The following is a 14,461-nucleotide window of genomic DNA, read 5'->3' on the forward strand; positions in this document are numbered from 1 at the left end:
CATTGTAGGCGGCCGCCGCCCGTCGTTCGCTCGCGCGTTTCGTGGCGGCCCGCGTCATTCGACGGTGATCGTCTCCTTCATGTACGGATGAATCCCGCAGAACACCTTGTAGACGCCCGGCTTGTCGAAGCGGAACGCGTACGTCTCGTCCTGGTCGAGCGCCTTCGAACGAAAGATGCCGGCGTCGTTGACGATGGTGTGCGGCTCCGCGTCGAGGTTCTTCCACGTGATCGTCGTGCCGGCCTTGATCGTGGTGGCCATCGGCGAAAACATGAAATTGCGGATCGTCACGAGCGGGCCGTTCGGGCCCTGCGCGAATGCGGCGGGCGGCGTGCCGGCGGCCGCGCCGCACAGGATCAGCGCCGCGACGATTCGAGATGGCTTGAAGCGGATCATGTCGGTCTCCTTATATTGATCAGGCGAGCGTCGCATCGTGCAGCGACGACGCGACCGGGTGGCCGGCGAACTCGACGGTCGTCACGCCGAGCATCGACGGCAGCCGGTCGTGCGGCACCGTGAGCGGCACGGGGCCCGGGCCGTTGCCGGCCGTCGGCTGCGGGAACGCGGTCGAGCGGGCGGTATGGAACGTCACGTTGCCTTCGACCTTCGACACGATCTGGTGGATGTGCCCGTTCAGCACGGTGACCGAGCCGAAGCGGCGCAGCAGCGCCATCGTCTGCGGCGCGTCGCCGGTGCCCCAGCCCCACGGTTCGTAGATGGTCCACATCGGCATGTGCGAGAACACGACGATCGGCGTGCTCGACGAGCGGCCTTTGAGGTCCTGTGCTAGCCACGCGAGCTGGTCGTCGCCGAAGCTGCCGAGCCCGTTCGGCTTGAAGTGCATCACGTTGACGAGGCCGATGAAGTGCACGCCCGCATGGTCGAAGCTGTAATAGCCGCGGTTGTCCGACGCCTTGCCGAACCGGCCGAAATATTCGGCGCCCGAACCGTCGGTGACGTCGTGTTCGCCGGGCACCGTATGCAGTTCCGGCACGCGCAGCGCGGACAGCAACTGCGACGCGTGGTCGAATTCCTCGGGCTTCGAGAGGTGCGTGATGTCGCCGGTATGGATCGTCAGCGCGGGCAGCGCGGGTATCCCGTTGACGAGGTCGATCGTCTGCTTCAGCGTGGCCGACACGTCGGGATTCGCGTCCTTGTTGAAGCCGATGTGCGTATCGCTGATCTGCACGAACAGCGGCCGGCCCGCGTCGGCCGGGCGCGCGTCGCCGGTCTGCGCGAGCGCGAGGTCGAACGGCGTGAGGATGCCGCCCGACAGCGTGAACAGCGTGCCGAGCCCACCGAAGGCCATGCATTGCAGGGCCTTGCGGCGCGACGGGCGGGTGGGGGTCGATGAAGACATGTAAGCCTCGCATTCGTGTGACGAAACCGGACGGCCGGATCGTCCTGGAATAAGCCGGCGCCTTCGCATGCGATACCGGCGAAGCGGCGGATTTATTCCCGACCGTTGCGAGATCGAACATCCGTGTCGGCGGCCGGCGCGGCGATGCGCGACTCGCTCCGGATGACCTGTCAATGTCCTGTAAGTGACACGTCACATTTGCGTCACGACCGCCCGATAGCCTCCCACTCCGAATCACCTCTCCGGAGCCCTTCATGCCGAACCTCGCGGCAACGGACACGGTCGGTGCGGTCGGTCACCGCACGCGCAACCTCAGCCTCGCGCTGTTTTTTCTGATCATGGCCTGCGGCATCGCCCATGTCGGCATTCGTCCCCGCGCCGATCTTCGCCTCGTCAAGGAAGGCTCGGTGCTGCCGTTCGCGCTGCCGGCCACCTCATACCGGACACAGCACGGGCTGTTCTGATTCGCACCGCGGGTGCGACGCCCGACCGCGCGGCATGCGGCCGGACCCATCGATTTTCAATTCAACACAAGACGCTACCGATGGATATCCGTTTCTTCGATCCGAATCGCACCGCCAACGCGTCCGCGTGGCGCGTGCTGCCCAACCGCTGGGATGCGATCGCGTTTCCGCTGATCATCGGCATACTCGCGATGGCGATCGTCGGGTTTCACCAGACGATGGCGCCGATCGGCGTGCTGCAGACGCAGAAGATCTCGCTCGATCCGTCGAACCTGCCTGAATACGCGTTGCGCACCACGCTGCGGATGCTCGCCGCGATGGTCGCGTCGCTCGTGTTCACGCTCGTCTACGGCACGCTCGCCGCAAAAAGCCGCCGCGCCGGGATGGTGCTGATCCCGATCCTCGACATCCTGCAGTCGGTGCCGGTGCTCGGCTACATCTCGTTTACCGTCACGTTCTTCCTCGCGCTGTTTCCGGGGCGCGTGCTCGGTGCGGAGCTGGCCGCGATCTTCGCGATCTTCACGAGCCAGGCATGGAACATGACGTTCAGCTTCTACCAGTCGCTGCGCACGGTGCCGCGTGATCTGAGCGAAGTGTCGCGAGGCTTTCACCTGACGTCGTGGCAGCGCTTCTGGAAGCTCGAAGTGCCGTTCTCGATGCCGGGCCTGATCTGGAACATGATGATGTCGATGTCGGGCGGCTGGTTCTTCGTCGTCGCATCGGAAGCGATCACGGTTGGTAACCAGACGATCACGTTGCCGGGCATCGGCGCGTATCTCGCGCAGGCGATCTCGGACAAGAATCTCGGCGCGGTCGGCTGGGTGATCGTCGCGATGTCGGTCGTGATCCTGGCCTACGACCAGTTCCTGTTTCGCCCGCTCGTCGCGTGGGCCGACAAGTTCCGGATGGAGAACACCGCGTCGGGCGATGCGCCGCAATCCTGGCTGCTCGACATGATGCGTCGCACGCACCTGATCCATCAGTTGCTCGTGCCGGCCGGCTGGCTGCTGTCGCAGGCCGCGCGGATTCCGCTGCGCGTGCCGGCGCTGAAGGGCACGCGTGCGCGCGGCGCATCGTCGCGCCGTTCGTCGCGCATCGGCGACATCGTGTGGGGCGCGTTCGTGATCTTGCTGACGGTGTACGTCGCGTGGCGCGTCGTCAGCTTCGTCGCGACCGGCGTGACGATGGGCGAGGTCGGGCACGTGCTGGTGCTCGGCCTGATCACGCTGCTGCGCGTGCTGGTGCTGATCGCGATCGCGTCGGTGATCTGGGTGCCGCTCGGCGTGTTGATCGGGCTGCGCCCGAAGCTGGCCGAGAAGATCCAGCCGCTCGCACAGTTTCTCGCGGCGTTCCCGGCGAACCTGCTGTTTCCGGTGTTCGTGATCGTGATCGTCCGCTTCCACCTGAACGCGGATATCTGGCTGTCGCCGCTGATCGTGCTCGGCACGCAGTGGTACATCCTGTTCAACGTGATTGCCGGCGCGATGTCCTATCCGAACGATTACAAGGAAGCGACGAAGAATTTCCGCATCCGCGGCTGGCAGTGGTGGCGCCAGGCGATCCTGCCCGGCATCTTCCCGTACTACGTGACCGGCGCGATCACCGCATCGGGCGGCGCGTGGAACGCGAGCATCGTGTCCGAGTTCGTGCAGTGGGGCGACACGAAGGTCGTCGCGCACGGCCTTGGCTCGTATATCGCGCAAACGACCGCCGCCGGCGATTTCCCGAAGATCATCCTCGGCATCGCCGTGATGTCCCTGTTCGTTACCTTGTTCAACCGCCTGCTGTGGCGTCCGATGTACGCCTATGCGGAATCCCGGCTCCGTCTCGATTGAGAGTAAGCGCGATGCAAAATTCGACCGTTATCAACGCCCCCGTCAAGACGTCCCAGCCGCTGCAGCCGCCCCGGCTGGGTGAAGAAATCCTGCGCGTCGAGCACGTGAACCGCGGTTTCAACAAGACGCAGGGCGAGTTGCTCGTGCTCGACGACGCGAACCTGTCGCTGCGCGAAGGCGAGATCGTCGGCCTGCTCGGCCGCTCGGGCTCGGGCAAGTCGACGCTGCTGCGGATCATCGCCGGGCTGATCGAGCCGACCGGCGGCGAAGTGACCTATCTCGGCCAGCCGCTGCGCGGCCCGGCCGAAGGCGTCGCGATGGTGTTCCAGACCTTCGCGCTGTTCCCGTGGCTTACCGTGCTGCAGAACGTGGAAGCCGGGCTGGAGGCGCTGGGCGTCGGCGCACGCGAGCGGCGCGAGCGTGCGCTGGCCGCGATCGACCTGATTGGTCTCGACGGTTTCGAGAACGCGTATCCGCGCGAGCTGTCGGGCGGCATGCGTCAGCGCGTCGGCTTTGCGCGTGCGCTCGTCGTCGATCCGACCATTCTGCTGATGGACGAGCCGTTCTCCGCGCTCGACGTGCTGACCGCCGAGACGCTGCGTACCGACCTGCTCGATCTGTGGACGCAGGGCCGCATGCCGATCAAGTCAGTGCTGATCGTCACGCACAACATCGAGGAGGCGGTATTCATGTGCGACCGGATCCTCGTGCTGTCGTCGAATCCGGGCCGCGTGATCGCCGAGATCAAGGTGCCGTTCAAGCATCCGCGCAACCGGCTCGACACCGATTTCCGCAAGCTCGTCGACGATATCTACGCGAAGATGACCGCGCGTCAGACCGGCGAAGCGACGAAGAAGGGGCTGGAACTCGGCAGCTGGATGCCGCGTGTGTCGACCAACCTGATGGCCGGCCTGATCGAGACGCTTGCGATGGCGCCGTACCACGGCCGTGCGGACATGCCGGAAATCGCACGCTCACTGCATCTGGAAGTCGACGAACTGTTTCCGATCGCGGAAGTGCTGCAGTACCTCGGCTTTGCGGACGTGCGCGAAGGCGACGTGTTCCTGACGCCACCCGCACGCGTGTTCGCGGAATTCGGCACGCAGGAGCGCAAGCTGATGTTCGCCGATCACCTGCTGAAGCATGTACCGCTTGCTGCCCGGATCCGGAAGGTGCTGAACGAGCGTCCGGGCCATCGTGCGCCGCGCGTGCGCTTCGAGCAGGAGCTGGAGGATTTTCTGTCCGACGAAGCGGCGGAGGAAACGCTCGATGCGGTGATCGACTGGGGGCGGTACGGCGAAGTTTTTTCGTACAACGACAAGACGGAAGTGTTCAGTCTGGAGGATGTCGAGAGTTGAGACCCACGCCCGAATGGCGACCAGTCGTCATTCGGGCAAATCGCGCTGGTTGGTATCCCATTCGATCCCGCCCGCATTGAGCTGCTCGATCTTCTCCATCCGCTGCCGCGCGAGTTCCGGCAGCCGGTTCGTCACGCCGATCACCAGCGCTTCGGCGAGCGCCAGCGCCGGCACGTTGGTCTGCAGCATCGCGAAAGGGCGACCCTGGATCCGCAGCACGATCTCCGCGAACTCGCCGATCGGCGAGCGCCATTCGTCGGTGATCAGCAGGATCCGCGCGCCGAGCCGATGCGCGGCCTGCGCGAAGCGGATGCTGTCCTTCTGGTAGCGGCGAAAGTCGAAGATCACGAGCACGTCGTCGCGCCCCATGTCGGCCAACGCGACGGAGGCGAGATTCACGTTCGGCTCGACGTACTGCACATGCGGCCGCGCATAGGTCAGCGTGAACGAGAACAGCGACGCGAGCGGCGCTGTATAGCGCCCGCCGCCGCAGAACACGCGAACGTCAGGATCGGCCAGCACCGCCACCGCTGCATCGAACGCGGCCGCGTCGAGGCCTTCGATCGTGGTCGCGAGCGATTCGGACAGCCGCTGGAAAATCGCCGCATGGCTGTCGCGCATGCCCGTTTCCGAGTGGAACGCATCCATCCGCGCGAGCGGCGAATTCATCGCGGTGTCGATCTCGTCGTACAGCGCCTGCTGGAACGACGAATAGTTCGGAAAGCCGATCCGGACGACGAAGCGGAACACGGTCGGGTCGCTGACTTCAGCCTGCTTCGCAAACTGCGCGATCGGGCCCAGCCCGAGACTGGGATAGCGATCCAGCAACGCCTGCGCGACCTTCTGTTCCGACGGCGTGAAGCTATCCATCTGGGATAACAGCAACGCCCTGATGCTCGTCCCCATCGGCACTCCGGCTCTCTATCTGAATTGAACGAATTGAATGACCAAACGGTAGACCGGCGCCTGCCGGCAACTGCACGCATGTTAGCCGATTGACGTGCGGCAGGCCGCGTCCGGTCTGAAATTAGAGGGACGTATCACCCGGTCGGCGAACACGTTCATATATGTAATAAAACCAACATACCTCACTAGGCGTGTCGATGTCCATTCGCCTTAAATTCAGTGATTACCCTAGTTTTTGGCGCAAAAAAGCGAGTGTTATGATCGCGGCCTTGCTGAAATGTACCGTTTATTACATGTCGGATAGGCAGCGTTGATGCGCAGTTGCGCGCCGATGCATCCCGGCATGGCCCGGTTTATTCGTCTGGAGGATTCCGTCATGAGGCGGCTCGTAGTACTCACCCTGTTGTCGGCGATGAGCGTGTGCGCGTTCGCCGCGTCGGACCCTGCGGTCGAAGCGAAGAACGGCATGGTCGTGTCGTCGCAGCACTTCGCGTCGCAGATCGGCGTCGACATCCTGAAGGCAGGCGGCAACGCGGTGGACGCGGCGGTGGCCGTCGGCTATGCGCAGGCCGTGACCAACTCGTGCTGCGGCAACATCGGCGGCGGCGGCTTCATGACCATCCATCTGGCCGGCGGTCGCGACCGCTTCATCAATTTCCGCGAGACCGCGCCGGCCGCGGCGTCCGCGAACATGTATCTCGATGCGGCGGGCAACGTCATCCCGGACCAGAGCCTGTACGGCTATCGCGCGGTCGGCGTGCCGGGCACGGTGGCCGGGCTCGATCTCGCGCAGCGCAAGTACGGGAAGCTGACGCGCAAGCAGGTGATGGCGCCGGCGATCCGGCTCGCGCGCGACGGCTTCGTGCTGACGCGCGGCGATACCGACATCCTCGATACGACGGTCGAGCGCTTCAAGAAGGATCCGGAAGCCGCGCGCATCTTCCTGCGCCCGGACGGCACGGCGCTGCAGCCGGGCGACCGCCTGGTGCAGACGGACCTGGCACGCACGCTCGAGCGCATCGCGGAGCAGGGGCCGGACGCGTTCTATCACGGCGAGATCCCGAAGATCGTCGAGGCGGCGGCCAGGCGCGGCGGCGGCGTGATCACGGCGGCCGATTTCGCGTCCTATCGCGCGCAGGACATGGCGCCGCTGACGTGCACGTATCGCGGCTACGAGTTCGTGTCGGCGCCGCCGCCGAGCTCGGGCGGCGTGACGATGTGCGAGACGCTGAACATCCTCGAAGGGTATGACCTGCGCAAGCTCGGCTACCACTCGGCCGCGACGGTCCACTATATGACCGAAGCGATGCGCCATGCGTACGAAGACCGCAACACGCTGCTCGGCGATCCGAACTTCATCGATAACCCGGTCGCGAAGCTGACGAGCAAGGAATACGCGGCGCAGATCCGCAAGAGCATCCATGCCGATACGGCGACGCCGTCGGTCGACGTGCAGCCCGGTGTCGGCGTGCACGAGAAGCCGGAAACGACGCATTACTCGATCGTCGACCACGACGGCAATGCGGTGTCGACGACCTATACGGTCAACGGCCGCTTCGGCGCCGTGGTCATCGCGCCGGGCACGGGCTTCTTCCTGAACGACGAGATGGACGACTTCACCGTGAAGGTCGGCGCGCAGAACCTGTTCGGCCTCGTGCAGGGCACGCGCAACTCGATCGCGCCGGGCAAGCGTCCGCTGTCGTCGATGGCGCCGACCATCGTGAAGAAGGACGGCAAGGTGTTCATGGTGGTCGGCTCGCCGGGCGGCTCGCGCATCATCACGATCACGCTGCAGACCGTGCTGAACGTGATCGACTACGGGATGACGCCGCAGGACGCGGTCGCCGCGCCGCGCATCCATCATCAGTGGCTGCCCGACGCGGTCTATTACGAAACCTATGGCCTGTCGCCCGACACGCTCGCGATCCTGCGCAACATGGGCTACAAGATGGTCGAGCAGACGCCGTGGGGCGCCGCCGAGCTGATCATGGTCGGCCTGCCGGACACCGAAGCGGCGAGCCGCCAGAGTTCCGGGAACGATTCGTCCGTGTCCGGCAACGTGCGCGTCGGCTTCATCTACGGCTACAACGACCCGCGCCGTCCGGCGGGCTCGGCGATCGGCTACTGACCCGATCGCTTCATGCCGAATCGCTGCTACCGGCCTTCGCGTTCACGTGAATGCCGGGGCGGCGACAGCGCGCCCGTCAACGGACCTCCGCGAGCCTGAGCGGCTCGCGCCGTGCGTACCGTGGCGCAGGACGCGCACCTTTCTTCCGTCAACTCCATCGCCGTGCGGCGAATTCCGTCATGAACAAACGAATGTCTGCGGCAGGCTGGATCCTGCTCGCGATGGCAGCCGGCATCCTGATCGGCTACCTGATCTACACGCAGTTTCCGGACAAGCAGTCGGCCGCTGAAATCGCCGGCTACATCTCGCTCGTGTCCGACGTATTCCTGCGGCTGATCAAGATGGTGATCGGCCCGCTGGTGTTCTCGACGCTCGTCGTCGGCATTGCGCACATGGGCGATGCATCATCGGTCGGGCGCGTGTTCGTGAAGGCGCTCGGCTGGTTCGTCACCGCGTCGCTGGTCTCGCTGCTGCTGGGCCTGCTGATGGCGAACCTGCTGCGGCCCGGCGAGAACCTCGGCCTGCCGCTGCCGGACATCGGCGCGTCCGCGCATCTCGCGACGTCCAAGTTCACGCTGAAGGATTTCGTCGGGCACATGGTGCCGAAGTCGATCGCCGAGGCGATGGCGAACAACGAGATCCTGCAGATCGTCGTGTTCTCGATGTTCTTCGGCGTCGCGCTCGCCGCACTCGGCGAGCGCGGCAAGATCCTCGTCGCCGCGATCGACCAGCTCGCGCACGTGATGCTGAAGATCACCGGCTACGTGATGAAGCTCGCGCCGCTCGCGGTGATGGCCGCGATGGCGTCGACCGTCGCTGTCAACGGGTTGTCGATCCTGCTGAAGTTCGCGGTGTTCATGGGCGACTTCTACGTGAGCCTCGTGCTGTTGTGGGCCACGCTCGTCGCGGCCGGGCTGCTGTTCCTCGGCCGCCGCGTGTTCAAGCTGCTTGTGCTGATCAAGGAAGCGTTCATGCTGTCGTTCGCGACCGCGAGCTCGGAAGCCGCGTATCCGAAGATCCTCGACGCGCTCGACCGGTTCGGCGTGCGCCGCAAGATCTCGAGCTTCGTGATGCCGATGGGCTATTCGTTCAATCTCGACGGCTCGATGATGTACTGCACGTTCGCGTCGCTGTTCATCGCGCAGGCTTACAACATCCACCTGTCGCTCGGCACGCAGGTCACGATGCTGCTGATCCTGATGCTCACGTCGAAGGGGATGGCCGGCGTGCCGCGCGCGTCGCTCGTCGTGATCGCGGCGACGCTGCACCAGTTCGACATCCCGGAAGCCGGACTGCTGCTGATTCTCGGTGTCGACACGTTCCTCGACATGGGCCGCTCGGCCACGAACGCGGTGGGCAACTCGATCGCGAGCGCGGTGGTCGCGAAATGGGAAGGCGAACTGATGTCGGAGTCCGAAGCAAACGCACATGCCGCGCACCTCGATGCCGAACTCGAACGGCAGAACCGCGCTCCGGCCTATGGCGCCGGTCAGGCCACGTCGACCTGACGCTCAGGCCGCCAGCGCGTCGTCGATGCACGCCGCGAGCACCATCGCGGCGGCGTTGCCCGGCGTCGAGCCGAGCAGTTGCGGCGCATAGACGCTGTCGCCGATCTCGATCGGTCGCCCCGACAGCGCGCATACGCCGCGCTTGCGCGTCGTGAACAGGCGCCACTTCTGGTAGCCGTAGTGCCCGGTGCAGGCGTCGCGCCACGAAATCATCACGGTGTCGGCCGTGGGCCGTTCGAGCACGCTGATGGTCGGCTTGCTCGTCGCGTCCCACGACGGCAGTCGGTCGCGCGTGACGCTGCGCCGCCGCGGCGCGCCCCACGAGACGGACGGCATGTCGAAGCTGCTGATTGCGGCGACGGTCATGAGCCAGGGCATTGGACGGTTGTTCATGTTTCTGTTCCTCGAAACGTTACGCGGTGCCGCGACGCGCGGCATCACGACAGGCGGATGCGCGGCTGCACCCAGCCGTTGATCCGTTCGGCGATCCACAGCAAGGTCGCCTTGGAGAAACCGTGCAGCGCCTGCTGGTGCCGCCGGTAGAGCATCAGGTGGCTGAACTGCGCGAAGCGCCCCTGGATGAAGCCGCCGCGGAAGAACCCGAACTGCCCGAGCGTGCCGAACGCGTCGTAATCGCTGATCGACACCAGCGCGCCGAAATCGTGGAACGCGAACGGCGGAACCGGCGTGCCGTCGAGCCACGCGGGCAAGTGCTTCGCGAGATGCTCGGCCTGCTGCGTCGCGACCTGCGCGGTCGGCGGCAGCGGCCGTTCGTGGCCGTCGGGCAGCAGGCTCCCGCAATCGCCGATCGCGAACACGTGCTCGTCGCCGGTCGCCTGCAGCGTGGGGCCGACGACGATCTGGTTCGCGCGGTTCGTGTCGAGCCCGCCCAGCCCCTGCATGAAATCGGGCGCCTTCACGCCGGCCGCCCAGACCATCAGGTCCGCTTCGGCGAACGAACCGTCGCCGTAGTGGAAGCCGTTTGCGTCGGCCGACGTGACGCGCGTCGACGTCAGCACGTGAAAGCCGATCTGTTCGAGCCGCCGCTGCGCCGACGCGGAAATCCGCGGCGGAAACGCGTTGAGGATGCGCGGGCCGCTTTCGAGCAGCGTGAGTTGCAGCCGCTCGCGCACCGTTTCGTCGCCGTACGCCTCCGCCACTTCCAGCAAACGGCTCAACTCCGCCGCGAGTTCCACGCCCGTCGCGCCCGCGCCGACGATCGCGACGCGAAACGGCTCGTCGCGCGCGATGCTGCGGAACACGCGCATCCGCAACGCTTCGTTGAAGGTCTCCGCCTGCTGCTGGCTGTCGATGAAGTAGCAGTGCTCGCGCACGCCCGGCACGCCGAAATCGTTGGCCTGGCTGCCGAGCGCGAGGATCAGCACGTCGTATTCGAGTTCGCGTGCGTCGATCACGACGTCGCCGTCCTGCGAGCGGATCTCGCCGAGCTGCACGCGGCGGCGCGCGCGATCGAGCCCCTTCAGTTCGCCGGGCTGGTACGTGTAGCCGTGATCGCGGGCGTGGGCGAGGAAGATCACCTGCTGCTGCTGGACGTCGCGCGTACCGGCCGCGATCGTGTGCAGCATCGGCTTCCAGATGTGCGTCGGACTGCGGTCGACGACCGTAATCTGCGCCCGCCCGGACCGGCCGAGACGCTCGCCCAGACGGGTCGCGAGCTGCAGTCCGGCGATCCCGCCGCCGACGATGACGATACGTGTAAGGGTTGTCATGGATAAATCATCACGTGATGAATAAGGTATGATCCTAGCGCTTCCCGGCTCCGCGTGTCAACGGAGCGGGGCAGGCCGCCCGCTTCCCGTACGTGATATCGGGGACCGAACGCGGGCATTCGAATCGTTTCAAGGAGCAGGAAAAACGTGGCAGAAGTCACTGAGCGCGCGCCGTCGAAGCGGCGTACGCGCGGACGGCCGCTGGCGGATGCGTCCGTCGGTCCGGACGTGATATTGCGGGCCGCGCGCCGCACGTTCGCGAAGCGCGGCTACGACGCGACGAGCGTGCGCGAAGTCGCGCGCGAGCTGGGCATCGACGCGGCGCTAATCGCCCATCACTTCGGTACGAAGGAAACGTTGTGGCTGGCCGTCGTCGAGCAGATCGTCGAGCTGGCCGAACCGATGTTCGACGCGCTGCGCGCGTTGCGCACGTCGTCGCTGCCGCAGCGCGAGCGCGTGCGGCGCGCGCTCGAGCTGTGCGTCGATCACGAATTCGCGGAGCCGGATATCGGCATGTTCTTCTCGACGGCGGCGACCGAGGAGGGTGGGCGGCTCGATCGATTGCAGGAGCGGATCGTGCGCCCGTATCACGACGCGATGTTTCGGCTGCTGGCGGACGCGGTCGAGGCCGGCGCGATCCGTCCGGTCGATCCGAACGTGCTGTTCTTCATGATCGCGAGCGCGATCGGCACGACGGTGTCGTACAGCCACATGATGCTGGAGTACACGTCGCTGCCGACGCGGCCGGAGGCGTTCCGCGAGGCTGTGCTCGGCGTCGTGTTCAGCATCCTGAGCGTCTGAGCGCCGCGCGCGCGATGCGCGCGGTCACGTCGCGGCAACCAGCCCCAGTTCGCGCACCGCGTTCCGCGCGGTGTCGCGCAGCGCATCGACGAGCGGTGACGGCGTACGGTACGCGAGCGCCAGTTCGTACGCGAGCGGGCTGCCCGCATCCTTCAGTTCGCAGAACGTAATGCCTTGCGGCTGCATCGGTACGAACAGGCGCGGCATCAGTGCGACGCCGATGCCGCCCGCGACGAGCCCGGCCGTCGTCTGCATCTGGCGCGGCTGCTGGACCACGTGCGGCGCGAAGCCCGCCTGCGCGCACGCCGTCACGATCAGCGCATGCATGCCGGGCCCGTGGTGCGCGGCAAACATGACCCAGGGTTCGTCCGCCAGTTCGGCCAGTGCGATGCGGCGGCGGTGCGCGAGCCGGTGGCCGTCGGGCAGCGCGGCCACCATCCGGTCGCGCAGCAGCGGCTCGACACGCACGTCGCCGGCGTCGGCCACCGGCAGCACGACGAGGCCGGCGTCGGTGCGGTCCTGACGCAGCGCGAGCACCTGCTCGGCGGTCGTGCCTTCCTCGAGCTGGAAATCGACCTCCGGATGCCGTTCCTGGAACGCGCGCAGGATCAGCGGCAACAGCGCATTGACCGTGCTGTCGACGAAGCGCAGCCGCAGCGTGCCGCCGAGGCCGGCGCCTGCCCGGCGCGCCACGGCCACCGCGCGCTCGGCCTGTTCGAGCGCGCGCCGCGCTTCGAGCAGGAATGCTTCGCCGGCCGGCGTGAGCCGCGAGCCACGGTTGTCGCGTTCGAGCAAGGCGACGCCCAGTGCGTCCTCGAGCTTGCGGATCGCCGCGCTGAGCGGCGGTTGAGCCATGTGCAGCCGCTCGGCCGCGCGCCGGAAGCTGAGCGTTTCGGCGACCGCGATGAATTGCCGGAACTGGCGCAGATCGATCATGGTGATACCTTTTTCGTATCAGTCGGTTATCGAATTCGTATTTTACCTATCGCCGTGCGTTGTCCAGACTGCCAGTGTCACCAATCGTCAACACCGAGGAAAGGAGGGCAGGTCATGACGGGCAACGAACGGCAGCGAACGGCGATCGTCACGGGCGGGTCGAGCGGGATCGGCTTCGCGATCGCGCGCCGGCTGGTGCAGGACGGGTATCGCGTCGCGATCGTCGGGCGCGACCGGCAAAGGCTCGAGGCGGCCGTCGAGCGTCTGGGCGGCGCGGCGATCGGGCGGGCTGGCGACCTGGGCGTGCGGCGCGACGCGGAAGCGGTAGTCGCCGCGATCGTCGCGCGCTGGTCGCGCATCGACGTGCTGGTCAACAACGCGGGGCTGACCGGGCGCGTCGGCGCGGATACCGAAGCGGCGGAGGCTGAGTCCGTATGGGACGCGGTGTTCCATGCGAACCTGAAAAGCCTGTTCCTGACGACGATGGCCGTGCTGCCGCACCTGGCCGACCACGCCGCGCGGATCGTCAACATCGGCTCGATCGCGGCGCGCGCCGGCAGCCTGTTGCCGGGCGGCCTCGCGTATGCGGCCGCGAAGGCCGGCGTCGAAGGCTTCACCGTCGCGCTGGCACGCGAACTCGGGCCGCGCGGTGCGACGGTCAATACGGTCGCGCCCGGCTATATCGCCGACACGCGTTTCTTCGGCGACAGCGGGGTCGCGCCGGCCATCGCGGCGACGATCCGCGAGCAGACGCCGGCCGGCCGCGCCGGGCAGCCGGACGACATCGCGGACGCGGTCGCGTGGCTCGCCGGGCCGCGCGCGTCGTTCGTCACGGGCGCGACGATCGCGGTAAACGGTGGCTGGCGCGTCGGGTGACGCCGCGCCCGCTCGACCGGCGCGTCATTCGGAACCGGTCGGCGGCTTGTCGCCGAGCCAGCGCCGCGCGCCGGGCCCGTTGCGGCCCGCGCGGTCTTCCGGGTTGGTCAGCTTGCAGCGTTTCAGCGACAGGCAGCCGCAGCCGATGCATTCGTCGAGGTTGATGTAGAGCCGCTGCAACTCCTCGATCCGGCTCGCGACGCGCTGCTTCCAGCCGCGCGACAGCCGCTGCCAGTCCTTGTTGCTCGGCGCGGTGTCCTCGGGCAGGCTGACGAGCTGTTCGGCGATTTCGTCGAGCGAATAGCCGATCTTCTGCGCGAACACGATGAACGCGATCAGCCGCAGCACCGCACGCGAATAGTGGCGATGGCTCGAGCCGTTGCGATGCGACTTGATCAACCCGCGCATCTCGTAGAAGCGCAGCGTCGACGCCGGCACGCCGCTGCGTGCGGCTACTTCGCGGATCGACATCAGCGGCCATTGCGGGGTTTCCTGGATACCCATGACGCCCTCCGGGAAAGCTTGACTTCAAGTTAACTTCAACTTTTATGCTACGCGG

General features: G+C 66.4%; 14 protein-coding genes. 7 read left to right on the forward strand and 7 right to left on the reverse strand.

Features of this window, described 5'->3' with window-relative positions; translation table 11 throughout:
* Window positions 1-54 precede the first annotated feature (54 nt).
* Window positions 55-396 carry a cupredoxin family copper-binding protein gene (locus tag HWX03_RS18695; RefSeq protein WP_174431025.1) on the reverse strand — a complete coding sequence of 114 codons (342 nt, stop codon included), beginning with the start codon at window positions 394-396 and terminating at the stop codon, window positions 55-57.
* A gap of 19 nt (window positions 397-415) precedes the next feature.
* Window positions 416-1,360 (reverse strand): metallophosphoesterase, encoded by a 945-nt coding sequence (locus HWX03_RS18700; protein ID WP_175872192.1) that lies wholly within the window; start codon window positions 1,358-1,360, stop codon window positions 416-418.
* A gap of 254 nt (window positions 1,361-1,614) precedes the next feature.
* Here HWX03_RS18700 and HWX03_RS18705 point away from each other — a divergent pair, with 254 nt between their 5' ends.
* From HWX03_RS18705 to HWX03_RS18715, 3 genes are all read left to right on the forward strand, one after another.
* The gene (locus HWX03_RS18705; protein WP_175872193.1) at window positions 1,615-1,824 is read left to right on the forward strand and encodes a phosphate transporter; all 210 of its coding nucleotides are present in this window, start codon (window positions 1,615-1,617) and stop codon (window positions 1,822-1,824) included.
* Window positions 1,825-1,904: 80 nt separating this feature from the next.
* Window positions 1,905-3,659, forward strand: coding sequence for an ABC transporter permease subunit (locus tag HWX03_RS18710; protein ID WP_175872194.1), 1,755 nt, complete (start codon window positions 1,905-1,907; stop codon window positions 3,657-3,659).
* Window positions 3,660-3,670: 11 nt separating this feature from the next.
* Window positions 3,671-5,017: a nitrate/sulfonate/bicarbonate ABC transporter ATP-binding protein gene (locus HWX03_RS18715; protein WP_175821772.1), complete on the forward strand. Its 1,347-nt coding sequence runs from the start codon at window positions 3,671-3,673 to the stop codon at window positions 5,015-5,017.
* A 27-nt stretch (window positions 5,018-5,044) separates the two neighbouring features.
* Here the strand turns inward: HWX03_RS18715 and HWX03_RS18720 are convergent, their stop codons facing one another.
* A complete protein-coding gene (locus HWX03_RS18720) occupies window positions 5,045-5,923 on the reverse strand; it encodes a MurR/RpiR family transcriptional regulator (RefSeq protein WP_175821771.1) in 879 nt (292 codons plus the stop codon).
* A gap of 376 nt (window positions 5,924-6,299) precedes the next feature.
* Between HWX03_RS18720 and ggt the strand changes: the two genes are divergently transcribed.
* On the forward strand, window positions 6,300-8,051 hold the full coding sequence (ggt, locus tag HWX03_RS18725) for a gamma-glutamyltransferase (RefSeq protein ID WP_175872195.1): 1,752 nt from the start codon (window positions 6,300-6,302) through the stop codon (window positions 8,049-8,051).
* 179 nt (window positions 8,052-8,230) lie between these two features.
* Complete coding sequence (locus tag HWX03_RS18730; RefSeq protein ID WP_175872196.1) at window positions 8,231-9,559, forward strand: dicarboxylate/amino acid:cation symporter; 1,329 nt, start codon at window positions 8,231-8,233, stop codon at window positions 9,557-9,559.
* Between the two features lie 3 nt (window positions 9,560-9,562).
* Here HWX03_RS18730 and HWX03_RS18735 read toward each other — a convergent pair whose 3' ends face one another.
* Both HWX03_RS18735 and HWX03_RS18740 read right to left on the reverse strand, forming a co-directional pair.
* Window positions 9,563-9,952 carry a DUF3331 domain-containing protein gene (locus tag HWX03_RS18735; RefSeq protein WP_175872197.1) on the reverse strand — a complete coding sequence of 130 codons (390 nt, stop codon included), beginning with the start codon at window positions 9,950-9,952 and terminating at the stop codon, window positions 9,563-9,565.
* A gap of 44 nt (window positions 9,953-9,996) precedes the next feature.
* On the reverse strand, window positions 9,997-11,289 hold the full coding sequence (locus HWX03_RS18740; RefSeq protein WP_175872198.1) for an NAD(P)/FAD-dependent oxidoreductase: 1,293 nt from the start codon (window positions 11,287-11,289) through the stop codon (window positions 9,997-9,999).
* Between the two features lie 147 nt (window positions 11,290-11,436).
* On the opposite strand from HWX03_RS18740, the gene HWX03_RS18745 reads away from it, so the two are divergent.
* The gene (locus tag HWX03_RS18745) at window positions 11,437-12,090 is read left to right on the forward strand and encodes a TetR/AcrR family transcriptional regulator (protein ID WP_175872199.1); all 654 of its coding nucleotides are present in this window, start codon (window positions 11,437-11,439) and stop codon (window positions 12,088-12,090) included.
* Window positions 12,091-12,114: 24 nt separating this feature from the next.
* On the opposite strand, the gene HWX03_RS18750 is transcribed toward HWX03_RS18745, so the two are convergent.
* Window positions 12,115-13,026, reverse strand: coding sequence for a LysR family transcriptional regulator (locus HWX03_RS18750; RefSeq protein ID WP_175872200.1), 912 nt, complete (start codon window positions 13,024-13,026; stop codon window positions 12,115-12,117).
* A 114-nt stretch (window positions 13,027-13,140) separates the two neighbouring features.
* On the opposite strand from HWX03_RS18750, the gene HWX03_RS18755 reads away from it, so the two are divergent.
* Complete coding sequence (locus HWX03_RS18755; protein ID WP_175872201.1) at window positions 13,141-13,902, forward strand: SDR family NAD(P)-dependent oxidoreductase; 762 nt, start codon at window positions 13,141-13,143, stop codon at window positions 13,900-13,902.
* A gap of 24 nt (window positions 13,903-13,926) precedes the next feature.
* Here HWX03_RS18755 and soxR read toward each other — a convergent pair whose 3' ends face one another.
* Window positions 13,927-14,406, reverse strand: a complete 480-nt coding sequence (gene soxR / locus HWX03_RS18760) for a redox-sensitive transcriptional activator SoxR (RefSeq protein ID WP_175872202.1) — start codon at window positions 14,404-14,406, stop codon at window positions 13,927-13,929.
* Between the last annotated feature and the right edge of the window lie 55 nt (window positions 14,407-14,461).

The organism is Burkholderia sp. BCC0397 (assembly GCF_902832865.1).
Classification (GTDB): Bacteria; Pseudomonadota; Gammaproteobacteria; order Burkholderiales; family Burkholderiaceae; genus Burkholderia.